This window comes from Nitrobacter sp., assembly GCF_051535215.1.
Lineage (GTDB): Bacteria > Pseudomonadota > Alphaproteobacteria > Rhizobiales > Xanthobacteraceae > Nitrobacter.
Window position 1 is genome coordinate 56,275 of record NZ_JBPPLY010000009.1, and the last position, 17,689, is coordinate 73,963.

General features: G+C 62.1%; 14 protein-coding genes. 5 read left to right on the plus strand and 9 right to left on the minus strand.

Annotated features, from left to right (window positions below; all coding sequences use genetic code 11):
* Window positions 1–154 precede the first annotated feature (154 nt).
* The 4 genes from ACS3WB_RS10685 to ACS3WB_RS10700 form a co-directional block, all read right to left on the minus strand.
* Window positions 155–355, minus strand: a complete 201-nt coding sequence (locus ACS3WB_RS10685) for a cold-shock protein (protein WP_011511778.1) — start codon at window positions 353–355, stop codon at window positions 155–157.
* Window positions 356–957: 602 nt separating this feature from the next.
* Complete coding sequence (locus tag ACS3WB_RS10690) at window positions 958–2,001, minus strand: ABC transporter substrate-binding protein (RefSeq protein WP_438275541.1); 1,044 nt, start codon at window positions 1,999–2,001, stop codon at window positions 958–960.
* Window positions 2,002–2,028: 27 nt separating this feature from the next.
* On the minus strand, window positions 2,029–2,868 hold the full coding sequence (locus ACS3WB_RS10695) for a class I SAM-dependent methyltransferase (protein ID WP_438275542.1): 840 nt from the start codon (window positions 2,866–2,868) through the stop codon (window positions 2,029–2,031).
* A 10-nt stretch (window positions 2,869–2,878) separates the two neighbouring features.
* A complete protein-coding gene (locus ACS3WB_RS10700) occupies window positions 2,879–5,143 on the minus strand; it encodes a TonB-dependent receptor (RefSeq protein ID WP_438275543.1) in 2,265 nt (754 codons plus the stop codon).
* A 643-nt stretch (window positions 5,144–5,786) separates the two neighbouring features.
* Between ACS3WB_RS10700 and ACS3WB_RS10705 the strand changes: the two genes are divergently transcribed.
* Together ACS3WB_RS10705 and ACS3WB_RS10710 are read left to right on the plus strand one after the other, a co-directional pair.
* The gene (locus ACS3WB_RS10705) at window positions 5,787–6,788 is read left to right on the plus strand and encodes a FecCD family ABC transporter permease (protein WP_438275544.1); all 1,002 of its coding nucleotides are present in this window, start codon (window positions 5,787–5,789) and stop codon (window positions 6,786–6,788) included.
* Window positions 6,785–7,600, plus strand: a complete 816-nt coding sequence (locus ACS3WB_RS10710; RefSeq protein ID WP_438275545.1) for an ABC transporter ATP-binding protein — start codon at window positions 6,785–6,787, stop codon at window positions 7,598–7,600. Before ACS3WB_RS10705 ends, ACS3WB_RS10710 begins: the two co-directional genes overlap by 4 nt.
* Before the next feature lie 23 nt (window positions 7,601–7,623).
* Here the strand turns inward: ACS3WB_RS10710 and ACS3WB_RS10715 are convergent, their stop codons facing one another.
* Window positions 7,624–8,592: an ABC transporter substrate-binding protein gene (locus tag ACS3WB_RS10715; RefSeq protein WP_438275546.1), complete on the minus strand. Its 969-nt coding sequence runs from the start codon at window positions 8,590–8,592 to the stop codon at window positions 7,624–7,626.
* Between the two features lie 385 nt (window positions 8,593–8,977).
* On the opposite strand from ACS3WB_RS10715, the gene ACS3WB_RS10720 reads away from it, so the two are divergent.
* Window positions 8,978–11,347, plus strand: coding sequence for a TonB-dependent receptor (locus tag ACS3WB_RS10720; protein ID WP_438275547.1), 2,370 nt, complete (start codon window positions 8,978–8,980; stop codon window positions 11,345–11,347).
* A 58-nt stretch (window positions 11,348–11,405) separates the two neighbouring features.
* On the opposite strand, the gene ACS3WB_RS10725 is transcribed toward ACS3WB_RS10720, so the two are convergent.
* The 4 genes from ACS3WB_RS10725 to def all read right to left on the minus strand — a co-directional run bounded on the left by ACS3WB_RS10725 (window position 11,406) and on the right by def (window position 14,905).
* On the minus strand, window positions 11,406–12,488 hold the full coding sequence (locus ACS3WB_RS10725) for an LLM class flavin-dependent oxidoreductase (RefSeq protein ID WP_438275548.1): 1,083 nt from the start codon (window positions 12,486–12,488) through the stop codon (window positions 11,406–11,408).
* 188 nt (window positions 12,489–12,676) lie between these two features.
* Entirely contained in the window at window positions 12,677–13,414 is a 738-nt protein-coding gene (gene truA / locus ACS3WB_RS10730) for a tRNA pseudouridine(38-40) synthase TruA (protein ID WP_438275549.1), read from the minus strand.
* Window positions 13,414–14,346: a methionyl-tRNA formyltransferase gene (fmt, locus tag ACS3WB_RS10735; protein ID WP_438275550.1), complete on the minus strand. Its 933-nt coding sequence runs from the start codon at window positions 14,344–14,346 to the stop codon at window positions 13,414–13,416. Before fmt ends, truA begins: the two co-directional genes overlap by 1 nt.
* A gap of 31 nt (window positions 14,347–14,377) precedes the next feature.
* The gene (gene def, locus ACS3WB_RS10740; RefSeq protein ID WP_438275551.1) at window positions 14,378–14,905 is read right to left on the minus strand and encodes a peptide deformylase; all 528 of its coding nucleotides are present in this window, start codon (window positions 14,903–14,905) and stop codon (window positions 14,378–14,380) included.
* 151 nt (window positions 14,906–15,056) lie between these two features.
* Here def and ACS3WB_RS10745 point away from each other — a divergent pair, with 151 nt between their 5' ends.
* Window positions 15,057–16,271 (plus strand): DNA recombination protein RmuC, encoded by a 1,215-nt coding sequence (locus ACS3WB_RS10745; RefSeq protein WP_438275552.1) that lies wholly within the window; start codon window positions 15,057–15,059, stop codon window positions 16,269–16,271.
* A gap of 53 nt (window positions 16,272–16,324) precedes the next feature.
* Window positions 16,325–17,686 carry an AmpG family muropeptide MFS transporter gene (locus ACS3WB_RS10750; protein WP_438275553.1) on the plus strand — a complete coding sequence of 454 codons (1,362 nt, stop codon included), beginning with the start codon at window positions 16,325–16,327 and terminating at the stop codon, window positions 17,684–17,686.
* The last annotated feature ends 3 nt before the right edge of the window (window positions 17,687–17,689 follow it).

A 17,689-nucleotide genomic window follows, 5' to 3' on the forward strand; every position in this document is an offset into this window, starting at 1 on the left:
GCAGTCGCCGGCCTGGCTGGCCGATCTTCGTCGCCGGCGGATCGAATCTACGGTGGCGTAGACCTGATTGCGTCGGCGGAGCCGGTGTCGTTTTGCCGTGAAGTGCGCCCCGATCTTCGGGACGCGACTTACCCGGGAGGATCGCGTCGTCGCGTCAAACCTTGAGGTTTTCGGCCGAGGTTTTGCCGCGGTTGGCAACTTCCTCGAATTCAACCGTCTGACCTTCGTTGAGCGTGGAAAGACCCGCTTTTTCGACGGCCGAAATATGGACAAATACATCCTTGCCGCCACCAGCCGGCTGGATGAATCCGTAGCCTTTGGTCGGGTTGAACCACTTCACAGTACCCTTAGCCATTCCCAAGTCTCCGCAGGATTGAAATAGTCGTCGGCCCCCCGGAAACCGGCTTGTCCGACGGCGCACAAGATACGCGGTCTCGGCCCAGCTTGGTAGATCAAACACAAGGTTGAACTATCTGAACCAACTCTATCCGGAGACGGTGCAATTTTGCCACAATTCTGGACATCCCGCTGTGGATGGCAAGCCACCGGGTTTCAACAGGTTGCCTCCGGCAGGCCGAATCTGCTGGTGGGGACGCTGTCACCATGCCGGCGTGAAGCCCGTGGGCGGGCGGTCGTCCACGATCCGAATGATGGCATGGCGCTCGAAGCGGTGGTGAACGGATAGAAAAGCGCCGGTCAGGGTGGCCAACTTACACGGCAGGCAACCGCCTCTGCGGGGAATGAAGCGACCACGCTCATAATCCACCCTGGGGGGACTGCCGGAAGGGTATCCCTCCTGCAGCCAGCCGAGCGTCAATTTCGGCTGGCGTCGTTGGATCGATACGATCTTGTGCTGATCCTCTGCGCTCATCCTCGCGGGGTGCAGGCACCGGCAATCAGAGCTATATTGCGTGTCCGCCCCGCCGGATTTCTACCGCCTCTCCGTCTGTGCTCCGTTCATTCGGAGGGTGACAGGAACTCCCTGACCTCGTCGTCGGACAAATCGATGCGGTAGAAATCCTTGTAGAAGGCGCGTGTTTCTACGACCATGTCGATATCGGCGAAAACGTCGGGATAAAGCAACTTCGCAACCCACAGGAACTGCAACGCCTCCTCCGACGTCTCGCGACACCACCAGAACATGCCGCGCGGATTGGCATAGACGCGCCCGTCGCGCACGGCTTTGATCATGCTCCATTGGGTGCTGTTGCGGATCGCCTGGACATCGCGCGCACGCAAAGTGATGATGACATCCGGATCACTCGCCACGACGTTTTCCAGAAGCGCCGTGCCGGACGCGTTGGGCCGATCCCGGAACCAGTTTTCCGCGACATTTATCGCGCCGCCGAGATCCATCCAATCCTGATTGAGCGATGGACGGCCCGAGGTGGACAGCGGTGTGCCTGAGGCGAGATATACTTTCAGCCGCGCTGCCTGCGGGATTTTCTCCAACCGCTCACGTACACGGCGACGGTTGTTCTCGAAATAGGCGGCATAGCGCCTCGCGATATCATAAGCCTCACCGCCGAAAATCTCGCCTGTGATCAGCGTGCGTTCGATGATGGCGTCGATCGAATTGGTGTGGAAAGCCGCAACGGCGATCCCCGCCTGCGCCAGTTGCTCCTTTTTCGCCGGAGGAAGCATGTCCGTCACGAACAGGATATCCGGCCGCAGCGCCAGCATTTCCTCGACGTTGACGCCCGCAGAGCCACCCGTTCCTGCCAGCGAGGCATTGGCGATGCTCGGCACGAACTTGCGGAACACCGGCATCGACCTCGCGATGCGCGTGGTGGCAACGATCCGGTCGCCATATCCAAGCATGGCAATCACCGCATTCTGCGCCTCCCATGTCGTCGCAACCCGCGTCACCGTTTGCGGCAGGTTGAGGTGACGGTCGCCATAATAAACGACATCGCGGCGGGGCGGGTTCTGGTCTGCCGTCGCGGGGGCGACAACCACACAGAAGCCAAGCAGAGCGGCCAGCAATGTCCGGATACGCATGGATTGTTCTCCGCTACGCAACGGTGCTTATCGCGCGGACGGGCCGGCGTCCGGCAGGCGGGCATCTTTTTTCCACCAGACGACAACCGTGCGCGTCTCCATCCGCAGGTGAAGTCCGCTCCCATCCTGGGTCAGATACGGCTCGATGTTCTTGCGGAAACGGTCGACGCGATCGGGCGGAATATCGAGCCAGGCGAAGTGAGCGAGGAGGGTGTCCCAATCGCGCCAGCTTGCCGAAAAGCCGTCCGGCAGATAGCCGACATTGGCTTCGATACCCATGTCGATCAGACGATTGAAGACAAGCGCGTGACCTGCCATCGCCGGACGATAGCCACCGCCGCGCGGCGGCTCGGGCTCGATACCGGCAACCAGTGCATCGTGAAAGCTTTTGAGGCTCGGCCCGCAGAATGTCATCACGAACACATATTTACGGGCGAGCGCATCGAGCTTTTTCAGATCGCGCATCGCCGGCGAACGCGAGGCGACAACGATGTCGTGCAGAGGCACGTTCTCACCAGGAACCACTTCATCCCACGACAGGTGAATCGTGCTGACGTTGCGGAGGCCGCGCGCCACGACATTGGCCTCGAGATGACCGAGCATCTCGCGCGAGACGTCGATTGCCGTCACTGCACCCGCCCCTTGCGCAGCCTGCAACGTAATCCGCCCCGGTCCGGCGCCGACGTCGGCGACGCTATCGCCGGGACCGATCTTCATCGCATCGACCTGCAGGCGGGTGTAATCCTCCTGAAGCGCAGCGTAACCGTTGTATCGTGCGGCGAACGCGTCCCACATCGCCGGCTGCGACATCGCAGGCGATGTCGACAGCGCGTCGAGCAGATCCCAGTCGATCAGGCCGTTCGCCATAGCGGCCCGCTCAGAACGTCACCGAAGCCGAAACTTTCACTTCGCGTGGCGCGCCGAGAAAGGCGGTGTTCGACCCGACCACGCCATTGATGCTGCCCGGAAAGATCGAGAGCCAGTAGTGCTCATTGGTGATGTTGTTAGCAAATATGCGGAACGTCGCGATGTTCTGATCCGGCAAAACCATGCTGTAGCGCGCACCGAGATCAAGGGTGGTGAAGCCCTTGACCATGAACGAGTTGATGTTGTTACCCGCGCGCTCGCCAGTGTAGTGCACGTTGGCGCTGAAAACGAGGCCGGGAAACCGTTCGATGAAATACTCCATCAAAAGGTTCGCCTGCGTATCGGGGACGCCGACCACCTTGGTATTGCTGGTCGCCGGAACCCCCGTATCCTTCAGCCGCGGATCGAGCAGCGTCAAACCGCCATAGACGTTGAAGTTACGGAACACCTCGCCGTAAAGGCCGAACTCGAGCCCCTTGTTCTCCTGCATGCCCTGGATTTTGTAGATGTTGTCGGAGCCGGCGAATGCGAACGGGCGCTCGATCTTAAACGCAGCGAAGGTGGCGTTGACATTGCCGAAATTCGCCTTGATGCCGGCCTCAAGCTGCTTGCTGCGATAAGGCGCGAGGGTCTCGCCCTCATTGAGACTGCCGGTTGGCGCAGAGCCGCCCTGTTCGAGGCTGTTCGCATAGGCGACGTAGGTCGTGACGTTCGACACCGGCTTGAACATGATCGCTACGGTCGGGCTGAAACCCTCTGCCTCGTAGGTGCTAGTGACAGCACCGAGCTTGTTGTAGTTCTGCGTATCGATCCAGTTGTAGCTGCCGACCAGCATCGCCGACCAGTACGAGTTGAAGGTGATCGTGTCGCCGATAATCGCGACCTGCTGGCTATTGCTCGATCCCTTGTAGCGCAGACCGTCCTGGATAAGTCCAACGGGAGCCGGCCACTGCACGGGGTTGGCGATATTGGCGGTACCGAAATTGATGGTCGGCGACGAGTTCAGTGCCGAATAGATGTCCCAGGTGTAGCCTGTGGTTCCGATCACCAGCTCATGCCTGATGTCGCCGGTGAACACCGTCCCGTTCAAGTTCGCCGTGTTGCTGAGCACCTCAAAGCGACCCGCCGCAGTCGAAGGCGACAGGGACGTCCTGTAGTTTCCGGCATTGTCGAGCATTGTATTGGAGACCGTCGTGAACAAGCGGTCCGCGGTCTGATGGAGCATGCCGCCGGTGAAGCTCCAGTTCTCGTTGAACTCGTGCTTTATCCGGCCGCCGTAGGTCGTTGTCTCCAGTTCCGACCCGCTGAAAGACTGGCCATAACCGACCCGCGTGGGATCCGGCGCGTCCGGCAGGCGAATCGCATTGCCGTAACCGAAACCCGCCGGATAACCGAACGTCCTGAAATTATAGCGGCTGGCATTGAGCTCAATCACGGTCTTGTCGGTGACGTGCAGATCGAACGCGCCGGAAACCAGATCGCGATCGAGGTTGCTGTTCTTGACGTAGCCGTCGCCTCTCTCCTTGAGCAGATTGATGCGATAGCCGAATGCCTTGTCGGCGCCGACGCGGCCGCCGAAGTCCCCGTGGACAAGCCCAATTGAATCCGTGGAATACCCGCCAGTGATGCGATTGAAGAAGCTGTCGGTCGGCCGCTTCTGGATAAAGTTGAACATGCCCGCGGGGCTGGCGGGGCCATAGAAGGCGCCGGTCAGTCCGCTGATGACCTCAAGGCGCTCAATCATTTCGATCGGTTGAGCAGTCGTGGCCACGATATTCATCCCGTCGAGATGACTGTTGGAGACGACGTTGCCCTGCATGCCGCGGGTTTGCGGTCGGCCGACGTCCGGGCCGCCCCGCGCTTCCATCTGCGCTGACGGTATGTATTTCAGAAGATCCGGCAGGCTGGTGGCGCCCCGGTTCTCGATGAATGTCCTGTCCATAACGTTGATCGACAGAGGCGTATCGAGCAGGGCGCGCCGCTTCAGCGGGCCGACTTCGGCGCCTTTCGGGTTAAACCCGCTGGGGCCGGAATCGCCGCCGCCGTAAGGTAACGCAACCGGCGGCGAGGGCGAGTTCTGCGGCGCAGCCTGACGCGCGCTTCGCGTCACGCTCCGGGGTCCGCGTGCAGTCCGTGTCGTGCTTTGCTGCTGATTGGTTCTCGGCTTTTCTGCGGTGATGGTGATCGTGGGAAGCTGTCCCGCATCCTGCGCCAGCGCCAACGTACCATACGATGCGCTGCCGAACAGGACACCAACAAGCAGAGTGCTCTTCACGATCGGACCTCCAGGAGACGCCGCTTCGCTATCGGCGGACGCTATATATATTCTAATATCACGGCTCATATGGAGGGATTTCTGCAGTGTCAAGCATCGCTGCAGGACGAGTGTTCTCACTGACGAAAATCTTGGTCGCTTGTAGGTTGCGACAATTTTATTCGTTCAAAGGGGAAATGCCGGCGAGAACATCTCGCATGTCCGATTTGCATCGAAACGCCATTGATGAACGATCGAGACTGCGTCGGTGCTGATAAAATGCAGCTATTTGAGCTTCGGTCGCTGTCGCTTCACGGTGCATGACGAAGCGGATCGATTGGGCATGTTGTGGCCGAACCTTCCCGCGCGGCGGCCTGCTCGAATCATTGCGGATAAAACCTACGGTTGAGAAATGCCGTCTGTTTTTACAGCGCTGCGCGCGCTTGCGTGCGGTGCGACAAATGCGCCCATTGTTGCAGACGGCAGAGTTTCCATCGCGCCACGATCACCGTCCTCTTTCCAGCGCGAGTTTCAGATCGCCTTCGATTTCGACAATGCCGTCGCGGTCGACGTTATGTTTATATTGTGATAACGGTCGATTCAGTATCGCAGGCAACCCTGCCGGCCTGTTCAGCCCGGCGGATCGACGGAAAAGCAAGTACGTATGGCGCGTCTGATCTTTTTGCCTCTGCTGTTGGTCGGCGCGATCCTGTTTGCCCTTTCGATCGGTCGCTACCCGCTTGGGATTGGCGACATCGCTGCGTTCTTTCAAGCCATGGCCGGCGTGAGGCCGATGGCGCCGGATCGCTATCAGCTGCTTCACAATATCATCGTGGAAATCCGCCTGCCGCGGATTCTCGGCGCGGCGCTGGTTGGGGCCGCTCTCGCGTCATCCGGCGCTGCATTTCAAGCGGTGTTTCGCAATCCGCTGGTTTCGCCGGGAATTCTCGGTGTCCTCGGCGGCGCGAGCTTCGGCGCGGCTTTGGGCATCCTGCTGTCCGGCAACTGGGCGTTGATCCAGCTCTCGGCCTTTGCGATGGGGCTTGTCGCGGTCGGCATCGGACTTCTGATCGCCAACATGTTCGGCCGTGGTTCGATGATCATGCTGGTGCTCGGCGGCATGATTTCCGCCGCGCTTTTCACCTCGGCGCTTTCGATCGTCAAATACACAGCCGACCCCTATGAGCAGTTGCCGGCCATCGTGTACTGGCTGATGGGCAGTCTGGGTGGCCTCGATATGACCCAGATTCGCTGGGCCGCGATTCCGGTCGCCGGCGGCCTCATGGTGCTTGCGATGTTCGGCCGCGCGCTCGATGCGCTGTCGATGGGGGACGATGAGGCGCGCGCGCTCGGCGTGCCGGCGCAGCAGGTGCGCTATGGCGTGATCGGTGCCGCGACGCTGGTCTCCGCTCTATCGGTGTCGCTCGCCGGCATGATCGGGTGGGTCGGTCTCGTGGTTCCGCATGTGGTGCGTCTCGTACTCGGGCCAGGCAATGCACGGCTGCTCCCCGCCAGCGCGTTTTCCGGCGCCATTTTTCTGATCGCGGCCGATTGTCTTTCGCGCAGCATCACGCGATCCGAAATTCCCATCGGGATTCTCACTGAACTGATCGGCATCCCGGCCTTCATCATCGTTCTGCATCGGGCCCGGCAAGGCTGGACATGATGACGGCTGTCGTCGCCAGCGAATGTCTCGAGGCGCGGGGTGTGCATTTCCCGCGCGGCTCGCGCATTATTCTGGACGACATCACCATCCGCCTCCGTTCGGGCGAGATCGTTGCGTTGCTCGGAGCTAACGGCGCCGGCAAGAGTACGTTGTTTCGTATCATGCTGGGCTTTCTCAAACCCGAGCGGGGGGAAGTCCGGCTCAACGACAGGCCGCTTTCGGAGTTCTCTCGCCGGGCGCTGGCTCAGCGTATCGCCTATGTGCCGCAAGCGCACGTCGCGCCGTTTCCCTACAAAGTGCACGATGTGGTGCTGCTCGGCCGCCTTGCCGAGACAGGCATTTTCCGCGCTCCGCAGGCCGCCGACCATCGGGTCGTGGACGACGTGCTGGAGCGGCTGGCGATCACGCATCTTGCGGCGCGTCCCTATACCGAAATCTCAGGTGGCGAGCGGCAACTCACTTTGATCGCCCGCGCGCTCGTGCAAGGCGCCCGCATTCTCGTCATGGACGAGCCGATGACGGGGCTCGATTATGGCTATCAGGTCCGGCTGCTGCAGCATCTGGTCGACCTCGCTGGCGGCGGCCGCACAATCCTGATGAGCACCCACAATCCGGAGCACGCGGTCCAGGCCGCGACACGCATCGCCGTGCTGCGCGACGGCGCGATCATGGCGGACGGTCCGCCGACAGAAATCATCACGCCATCGCTCATTCGCGCGCTCTACGGCGTTGAGGTCTCGACGTTGACGAGTGCCGAGGGCCGGATGGTGATCGTCCCGGCAATGGAAAGGGCGCCGTCGACACGGGCGTAAGCGGACTGGCGCGTCAGTGTCGCTCAGGGGCGGCCGCTCAGGATATTCTCGACCTGTTGTTTGGTCAGCGGTGTCTTGAAAAATGCCGCATAGAATGCCGCAACTTCGTCGCGGATATCCCAATCCTTGAACAGATCGGGATGGATGAGGTGTGCGGCCCACAACACGGTCAACGGCTCCTCGACGGTGCGGTTGCCCCACAGGTGCACGCCGGTCGGAATGGCTGCGACGCGGCGGTTGCGAATGGCTGAGACCGTGCCGAGGCGCGGATCGGCGTAGGCTTCGGCAACCTCGGCTGCGCTACTGAGGATCATCACTTCCGGGTCCCATGCCAGAAGCTGCTCGCGGGTGAAGGTCAGCGCCTCGGTCGAACGTTCGCCGTCCGTGACGCTGCGGCCGCCGGCCCTGGCGATCCACCACTCGGCGATGAGATGCGGCTGGGTCATGCGCTTGAGGTTGGCATAGAGCACGCGTGGTCGTTGCGCCGGCTGCCGTGCCAGCCGCGCGGTGATGTTGCCAAGCGTGGCATCGAAGTAGTTGCAATAGGCTTGTGCCGCCTCGGCCTTATCGTAGATCTGGCCAAGCAGATGCATCACCGCCTTCACATCTTCCGGCTGCCGCCACGCCAGGAATACTGCGGGTGTATGGGCGCGGGCCACGAGATCGATGGTCTGGCGGTCCATCGTTAGGACGACATCAGGCTTCGTCTCGACAAGGCCTTCGACAAGCGGGGCGCCGCCGCCGCCCTGCAGTACCGGTCGCCGGGCGATATCGGGATCGACCATGTATTGCAGGCGCCAGCGCGGACCTGACAGGTTGGGCGGCAGGCCGTTGACGATCGATTTTGCCTCGCCAAGCGCGAACACGAAGCTGTTGAGTACCGGGACAGGACCGATTGTCGCCACCCGCGTCACGCGATCGGCGATGACCACGCTGCGGCCGGCCATGTCCGTGATGGTGCGGTCGGCCCATGCGGACGCCGTCTCGATCACGAGCGCTGCAACGCACGTGAAAAGTGTAGTTGTTATCCGTGAGCCCATCCCACGTTGAGCCAAAACAGGATCTCCCTATCCACGAATGAAATTTTGCACGGTTTAAGCCTGACTTGCATGAGCGCTGCTTGACGCCGAGAGTTCCATTCTATACGCGATATCCAAGTAAACATAACGATTTGAAGTATTCGTGTCACGATGCTTCAGACCCTCCCGCTTTCCGGTCGGGAGTCGCGTGCTTGGTGCGCGGGAAACGGTCGCGTCGGATGAAATCCGCGGATCGTACCGGGGGCGGGTGACTGTACCGGGGGGTACAGCAGCTTTTCACAAATATTGCGAGCGAAGCGACGCATTGCGCGTCGTTGCGCGTGACATGGGGGAAATCGTGAAGAGGATATTGTTCATCGGTGTCCTGCTCAGCAGCGGGTCGTATGGCACTCTGGCGGCGGCGCAGGATTCACAAAGTTCAAAGAAACTTCCGCCGGTGACCGTGACCGACGATGGTCAACCGAAAAATGTGCGGCCGAATGGGACAAGAAATACACGGGGAAGGACTGCGCGACGCTCGCGCCAGGCTGCGCCGCAAAATCAGCAACCTGCGCTGCCGCAGCAGCAACAACAGCCCGTCGGGGTGCTGGCGCCGCAAAACCAGATTCTCAGCACCGCGCCCAGGCCGGCCGGCTCCAGCAGCGTGACGCAGAACGGCATCGCCATTCTTGGCGGCCCCGCTCAGACCAGTTTCTATCAGGCATTGACCATGGTGCCTTCGGTGCTGGTTGAAAGCCCTGATCCGTACGGTCTCAGCCCGACCCGCAATATCAGCATTCGCGGCAAGGGCGACTTCCATCTCTCGAAAAATATCGAAGGATTGCCGCTGGCGGGCATCGTCGGCGGCACCGATCTTTACGACCTGGAAAACATCCGCAGGATCGACGTCTATCGCGGTGCCGTGCCGTCGGATCAGAGTCTTGGTCTTTCGAATGCGTCCGGCGTCATCAACCAGCTCATTCTCGGCCCGCAGGACAAGGCCGGTGTCACAGGGCGGCAGGCGTTCGGCTCCGACAATTTCTACAAGACGTTCCTGCGCGTCGACACTGGCCTGCTGAAGGACACCGGCACCAGGGCGTTCGTCTCCGGCTCGAACATTGATGCCGATAAATGGAAAGGCGCGGGCGATAACGAACGCCAGAACCTTACCTTCGGCATCAATCAGGCGATCGGCGAACGCATCACGGTGGACGTCAACGCCGTCTACAACAAGTTCGACGGCAACACCTACCGCGGGCTGAGCTACGCCCAGGCACAGGATATCGGCCGCAACTACAAGTTCGACTACAACACGACGCTGACGGGCGTTCCTGCGACCGATGTGAACTATTACAAGTTCAACCGCGTCACCGCCGAGGACTTCGCGGTCCTTGGCAAGGTGGATTACAATTTCGGGCCCGGCCAGCATCTGTTGATCAAACCGTATTTCTGGAACAACAACGGCTACAGCTATTCGGCTGCGGGCAATCAGGTGCAGATCTGGCGTCAACAGAACCAGAACATCGGTAACGTCTTCGAATACACAGGCAAGTTCGCGACGGGGACGGACGTGGTCGCCGGCTATTGGTGGCAGTCGATGCAGCCGCCGCCGCCGCCCACGGACCAGCGCCGTTTCACCGTCAATGCCGGTAATCTGGTTTTCGCCAACTGGCAGAGCCTCGCGAAAATCGACGATTTCACGGTCAACAGTCCGTACTTCCAGGTCTCGCAAAAGTTCGGCGACACCTTCGTGACCGCTGGCCTGCGCTACATGATCCTGGGCGCCCCACACATGCAGTATTATAACACGGCGGGCATTCCCAACGGCACCTACGATCAAGCGCTGGCGACCAATCCGGCGATCTATCCGGACGCAACCGTGCAGGCTCGCGACTACACTGCATGGCTGCCTAACATCGCCATCCGGCAGGATCTCAACTCGGTCCTGAGCGCCAATGTTTCCTACGGCCGCAGGTTCGGACGCCCGGACTGGGGTCCGCAGGCAAGCAACTATATCTCCAACCGTATGGCCTTCCTCGGGAAGGGCTATACGCTGCAGACGCTGGTGGACAAGGTGCGGCCGGAGATCGCCGATCAGTTCGACGCCTCGCTGCGCTACAGCAACGACGGCCTGACCATCGTGCCGGGCGTCTTCTACGCCAAGCACCAGAACAAGCAGGTCAAGATCGTTGATCCGGCGATCGGCCCGAACATCGCCTATTACCAGGGCACAGGTTCGAGCACCGAATATGGTGCCGAGCTCGAGGCGTCATATGCGCTGAACACTTACCTCGCGGTGTTCGGCACCGGCACATGGGCTTCAGAGACTTTCGATTCCGATACGCCGACGCTCAGTGGTGGCGCGACCCTGGCAACCAAGGGCAAGCAAATTCCCAACACGCCGCAGATCATGGTCAAGGGCGGCGTTACCTATCAGTGGGCCGGTCTCTCCGTCTCGCCGATCGTTCGCTACATCGGCCCGCGTTACGGTGACGCGGCGAATACGCAACGCGTTCCGGGATACGCGGTGGCGGACTTCACGGCGTCTTATGATCTTGGCACGCACCTCGGCATCGAATCGGTGAAGGCGAGCATCTCGGTGCTCAACATCTTCGACCGCCGCTATATCTCGGAAATCTCGCCGAACGACACGGACCTCAGTGCGGGCGCCAACTACTACGCCGGCGCGCCACGGACGGTGGTGGGGTCGCTCTCGATGAAATTCTGATGAAACGGCGCGCCGCGCGGGTAATGCGGGGCGCGCTGTTCCGATCCCCTGTGCCGGATCAGGCGGCCGCCAGTGCCTTTTCAAGACGGGGCCGCAGCACTGTCCCCATCAGGTTCAGCGAACGCTCGAGCAGCGGCAGCGGCAGGAAGCCGAAGAATGCGGAGAGCGCGTTGAGATAGGTCACGCCGAGTTCATCATGCAACGCCATGAACTTCTCGGCGCAGGTCTCCGGCGAGCCGGCGATCACCATGTCACGGTAGAAGTTCTCGGGTTCGAGACGCGCTTCATCGATCACGCCCTCGCGCCTGAACAGGCCGAAGCCCCTTAGCCGTGTGGTCAGCTTCTCGACGGTCGGCCACAATTCCTTGCGCGCCGACGCATCGGTCTCGCTGACATAGACGAAGCGTCCGAACGGAACGCCGGCCGGATCGCCGCCGGCGTCGACATAAGCGCGCATCAGCCGGCGCTGGTTCGGCATGCTGATGATGCCGTGGCAGATGATCTTGTGCCCGTTCTGCGTCGCCCATGCGGCGGTCTCGTTGGTGTTGGTGCCGACATAGATCGGCGGGTGCGGTGTCTGGACCGGCTTCGGCTCGATCGAGTGAACGGCATCGCCGAATGGAAGCGTGCCGGTCGCCCAGGCGCGAGGCAGGAATGTCAGCATATCCTTGAAATGGTCGGCGGTGCCTTCCGGCTTGACGCCGTAGGCGTTGAGATAACGAGGGTTGTTGCCGCGGGAAATGCCGAGGTCGACGCGTCCGTCCGAGATCACATCGAGGGTCGCGATTTCCTCGGCAAGACGGACCGGATTGTGCAGCGCCGCCAGCAGCACGGAAAAGCCGACGCGCAGCCGTTTGGTGCGCGCCAGGATCGCGGACGCCAGGATCAGCGGGGAGTGGCAGCGTCGCCCCTCGACCTCCACAATGCTGCCCTGGAAGTGCTCCTCGTTGAGCCAGACCCCGGTGAAACCCAGCGCCTCGACCTTCTCGGCCAGATCGAGAATCTCGGAGGTCGAAATCGATTCAAGGCCACCTCCGCAGCCGGACAGGCCGAGCTTGAAGGATCGTTCTGCATCGCCCGTATTGGATACCGGACGAGCGATTTCCGGACCCACTGTTGACACGTCTACGCTGTCAGTCATCAGGATTGTCTCGCACGCGATTATTACGCGGCGAATGAGCGCCGTCGTATTCAATATATACGCGTATATATAACAGGAGTCGCCCGGTAAGACAAAGCGATTAGGTGCGCAATAACGCCGCTTTTGCGGCGAAGCTGATGAAGACCCGCGCGACCGGTACCTTGCGCGCGGCTGCCGGTTCGGGCGCCTTAATAGTCCACACGCGCCAGATACAATCCGTCGGGCGGCGCGACGGGACCGCAGGCCTCGCGGCGGCGCGCGGCCAGCGCGCTGGCGAGGTCGTCGGCGCTCCAGCGGCCATGTCCGACCCACACCAGTGATCCCACCATCGAGCGCACCTGACTGTGCAGGAACGAGCGCGCCGAGGTAATGATGTTGACGTTGTCGCCGTTCCTGACGACGTCGAGCTGATCGAGCGTCTTCTCCGGCGATTTAGCCTGGCATTCGGTGTCGCGAAACGTCGTGAAGTCGTGCTTGCCGATCAGCCGCTGCGCCGCAGTATGCATCGCCTCGGCATCGAGAGGGCGCGGCACGCGCCAGACGCGGCCGACCTCGATGGCGAGGTTCGCGCGCCGATTGGCGATGCGATAGACGTAATGCCGCCTGAGCGCCGAGAAGCGCGCCTCGAAGCTGTCGGGCACGATCTCGGCTTCGAGCACCCCGATCGGATGCGGGCGAAGGTGCGCATTGAGTCCGTCGCGAAGCCGGTTCGGCGCGAAGTGCTTGGCGATATCGCAATGCGCCACCTGTACCAGCGCATGGACGCCGGCATCGGTACGGCCGGCGCCGTGCACGCGCACGTCGTTGCCGCAGATCGCCTTCACCGCCACCTCCAGCGCGCCCTGCACCGAGGGACCGTTATCCTGGTATTGCCAGCCGCAGAACGGACCGCCGTCATATTCGATGGTGAGCTTGTAGCGGGGCATCAGATGAGCCGCGTGGGCGGCTGAAGCGGCGTACCGTTCAGAAAGGCGTCGGCCTTCATTGGCGGCTTTCCCGCGCGCTGCAATTCAAGAACGCGGATCGCACCAATCCTGCATGCGATGGTCAACCGGCTGTCAAGCAATTCGCCGGGTTCGCCAGCACCCTTTGCCAGTTCGCAGCGCAGGATCTTCACGCGTACCTGGTCGCCGTCGAGCGGCATCTCGCACCAGGCGCCCGGAAACGGCGACAGACCATGAATGTGGCGCAGCACGTCGCGCGCAGCTCTGTTCCAGTCGATCCGCGCCTCAGCCTTGTCGATCTTGGCGGCGTAGGTGACGCCGTCGTCGCTCTGCTTTTTCAATTGCAATTCGCCGTGCGCCAGCGCGGTCATCGCGCGCACCATGAGATCGGCCCCGAGCGGCGCCAGCGCGTCATGGAGGTCCGACGCCGTCATCGCATCGGTCACCGCGATCCGCTCGGTCATGGCCACGCCGCCGGTGTCGAGGCCGGCGTCCATCTTCATGACCATGACGCCGCTTTCAATGTCGCCGGCCATGATGGCGCGGTTGATCGGGGCGGCGCCGCGCCAGCGCGGCAGCAGCGAGGCATGCAGATTGTAGCAGCCGTATCGCGGCGCATCGAGGACCGCCTGCGGCAGGATCATGCCATAGGCGACGACCACGGCGGCGTCCGCTCCGTGAGAGCGGAATTCGGCCAGCGCATCCGGCGTTTTCAGCGTCTTCGGCGTCAGCACCGGAATGCCGAGGCGATGCGCTTCCCGCTCAACCGGGCTCGGTTGCAGCTTCATGCCGCGGCCTGCAGGTCTTGCCTCGCGGGTGTATACGGCGGCGATCTCATGGCCATCGGCAACGAGATGCAGCAGGGTTGGCACCGCGAAATCCGGCGTGCCCATGAAGATCAGGCGAAGCGGCATTTTCTGAATTCGTACGCGGTGATAGCCCGCCCTATTTCGTAGCGAGCTTGGCAGCCTTGGTGAACTTCTTCAGCACGCGGTCACGTTTCAGCTTCGAGAGGTGATCGACAAACAGCACGCCGTTGAGGTGGTCGATCTCGTGCTGGATGCAGGTGGCGAAAAGACCCTCGGCATCCTCCTCGTGCACCTTGCCGTCGAGATCGGTAAAGCGGATCCGCACACGCGCCGGCCGTTCGACCTCCTCGTAATATTCGGGGATCGACAGGCAGCCCTCTTCATAGACCGAGAGTTCCTCGGATGCCGACAGGATTTCCGGGTTGATGAAGACGCGCGGCCGCGGGGTGAGTTCGCCCTCCTCGTCGCGCCGGGCGAGGTCCATGGTGATGATGCGGACGGGCTGCGCGATCTGGATGCCGGCGAGCCCGATGCCCGGCGCGTCATACATGGTCTCGAACATGTCGTCGGCGAGTTTGCGGACTTCCGGCGTGACTTTTTCGATCGGCCTGGAAACGAGGCGCAACTGCTTGTCCGGCAGGATGATTATTTCGCGAAGGGCCATAGCGGGCGATGTAATCCCACGGTCTGTCGGGGTCAATCCGTGCGTTGGCGGCCGTCAAACCGTTGATTGGCGAAAAAAAACGCAGCTTTTCGCTCTCTTATAACGTTCCCTTTTCGTTCGCGCTAGCCGCCGAATCGGGTAAAAAGACCGGATGAACGACATCCTTTTCATGCTGGGCGACGTGCCGGTGCGGACCGGAGCGGTGCTGATCGGCTTCGGCGCACTGGCGCTTTTGCTGCTGCTGGTCATCGCGATTGTGATCGCACGGTCGGGCCGCCGGGGGACCGATATGGCGATGGCGCAGGCGAGCCGCGCCGACGAGCTGGAGGAACGTCTTATCGACATGATGCGCACGCAGGCCGAGATGACCGGTCGCGTCGACGCCATGGGCAAGGCGCTCGCCGGCCGGCAGGCGGAGATGGCGCGGGCGGTCAGCGACCGGCTCGACGCGGTCACCCACCGGGTCGGGCAGTCGATGGAGCAGACCACGCGCAACACCATGGACAGCCTGCGGGTGCTGCACGAACGGCTCGGCATTATCGACAACGCGCACCAGAACCTGACCGAACTGACGACGCAGGTGACGACGCTGCGCGATGTGCTCGCCAACAAGCAGTCGCGCGGCGCATTCGGTCAGGCGCGGATGGAAGCGATCGTGCAGGACGGCATGCCGAAAGACTCGTTTGCCTTCCAGTACACGCTGTCGAACGGCAAGCGGCCGGACTGTGTGATCTTCCTTCCCGACCAGCGGCCGCTCTGCATCGACGCGAAATTCCCACTGGAGGCGATGACGGCGCTGCACGACGCCCGCAACGACGACGAAAGGAAATTCGCAAGCCAGCGGTTGCGCGCCGACGTCATGAAACACGTCGCCGACATCGCCGGCAAATACCTGATCCCCGGCGAGACCCAGGACAACGCGCTGATGTTCGTGCCGTCCGAGTCGGTCTATGCCGAGATCTACGACGCCTTCGATGACGTGATCCAGAAGGCGTATCGCGCCCGGGTCGTGCTGGTGTCGCCGTCGCTCCTGATGCTGGCGATCCAGGTGATGCAGCAGCTTCTCAAGGACGCGCGGATGCGCGATGCCGCGGACAAGGTCCGGATCGAAGTCATGAACATGATGGGCGACGTCGAGCGGCTGCGCGATCGCGTCAGCAAGCTTGGCAGCCATTTCGATCAGGTCAGCGAGGACGTCAGGCAGGTGCTGATCTCGGTCGGCAAGATCGGCAAGCGCGCGACAAAGATCGAAGAGCTCGATTTCAGCAAGGACGAGGTGGCCGCGGAGACTCAGCGGGTCACCAAGGCCGGCGAACCGGAAATGTTTCCGCCGCGACTCGCCCCGAAAATCCAGGCGGGGGAGTAAGCTTTCGTGGATTTTCCCATAAGGGGAGAAGCAGAATCTGCTAGCACAGCGGCATGACCGCTCCGGACGCCGCCGCCACGACGAAGCCATCCGACACCGCGCCGCGTGCCTCATGGCGCGAGAGCATCGCGGTCTATCTGCAACCGCGCGTCCTCATCGTGATGCTGCTGGGCTTCTCGTCCGGCCTGCCGCTGGCGCTGTCGGGCTCGACGCTGCAGATATGGATGAAGGAATCCGGCATCGACCTGCGCGCCATCGGACTTTTCGTTCTGGTCGGCACGCCCTATACGCTGAAGTTCCTCTGGGCGCCGCTGGTCGATGCCTTGCACATTCCGCTTTTGACGCGGCGTTTCGGTCGCCGCCGCGGCTGGCTCGTGTTCTCGCAAATGCTCCTGATTGCAACGATCCTGCTCCTGGGATCGACCGATCCGGTGCGGGCGCCATGGCTGGTCGCGCTCGGCGCGGTGCTGGTGGCGGCGACATCGGCGACGCAGGACATCGTGGTCGACGCCTTTCGCGTCGAGAGCCTGCCGGAAAGCGAACAGGCCGCCGGCATGGCGGGTTATGTCGCCGCCTATCGCATCGGCATGCTGGTCTCGACCGCCGGCGCTCTCTTTCTCGTCAGCGCGTTCGAAGGGACAGGGCTGGTCCGCGCCTCGGCGTGGACGTGGGGCTATGTCAGCATGGCGGCGATGGTCCTGATCGGAACTGTCACCGCACTGGCGGCTACCGAGCCCGAGCAATCCGCGCAGGCCGAAGCTTCGACGGCGGCGCAAACCGCAGTCACGCGCGTGATGCAGGCCGCGGTCGGCGCATTTTCGGAATTCCTGAGCCGCAAGGATGCGATCGCCGCACTCGCCTTTATCGTGCTGTTCAAGTTCACCGACGCGTTCTCCGGCAGCATGACCGCGCCGTTCGTCATCGATCTCGGCTTCACCCGCAATGACTATGCCGCCATCGTCAAGGGTGTCGGCTTGGCCGCGACGCTGATCGGCGGTTTCGCAGGTGGCTTCGTAGCGCGGCGCTATTCGCTGTCGGCCAGCCTGTGGATCGGCGGCGTCTTGCAGGCGGTCGCCAACCTGTCGTTCTCCTGGCTGGCGCTGGTCGGCGTCAATCAATGGGCGCTGGCGGTCGCGATTACCGCGGAAAATTTCACCAGCGCCATCGGCACGGTGATCTTCGTCGCCTATCTCTCGGCGCTGTGCCGCAATCCGCTGCACACCGCCACCCAATATGCCCTGCTCACGGCGTTGGCCGCGGTCGGCCGGACCTATCTGTCCGCAAGCGCCGGCTTCGTCGCCGAGGCGACCGGATGGCCGCTGTTCTTCGCGATCTGCGTCGTTGCGGCGGTGCCGAGCCTGATCCTGCTTGGCTGGCTGCAGCGGCGCGGGCACTTTGCCGCGCTGCAGACCTGAGCG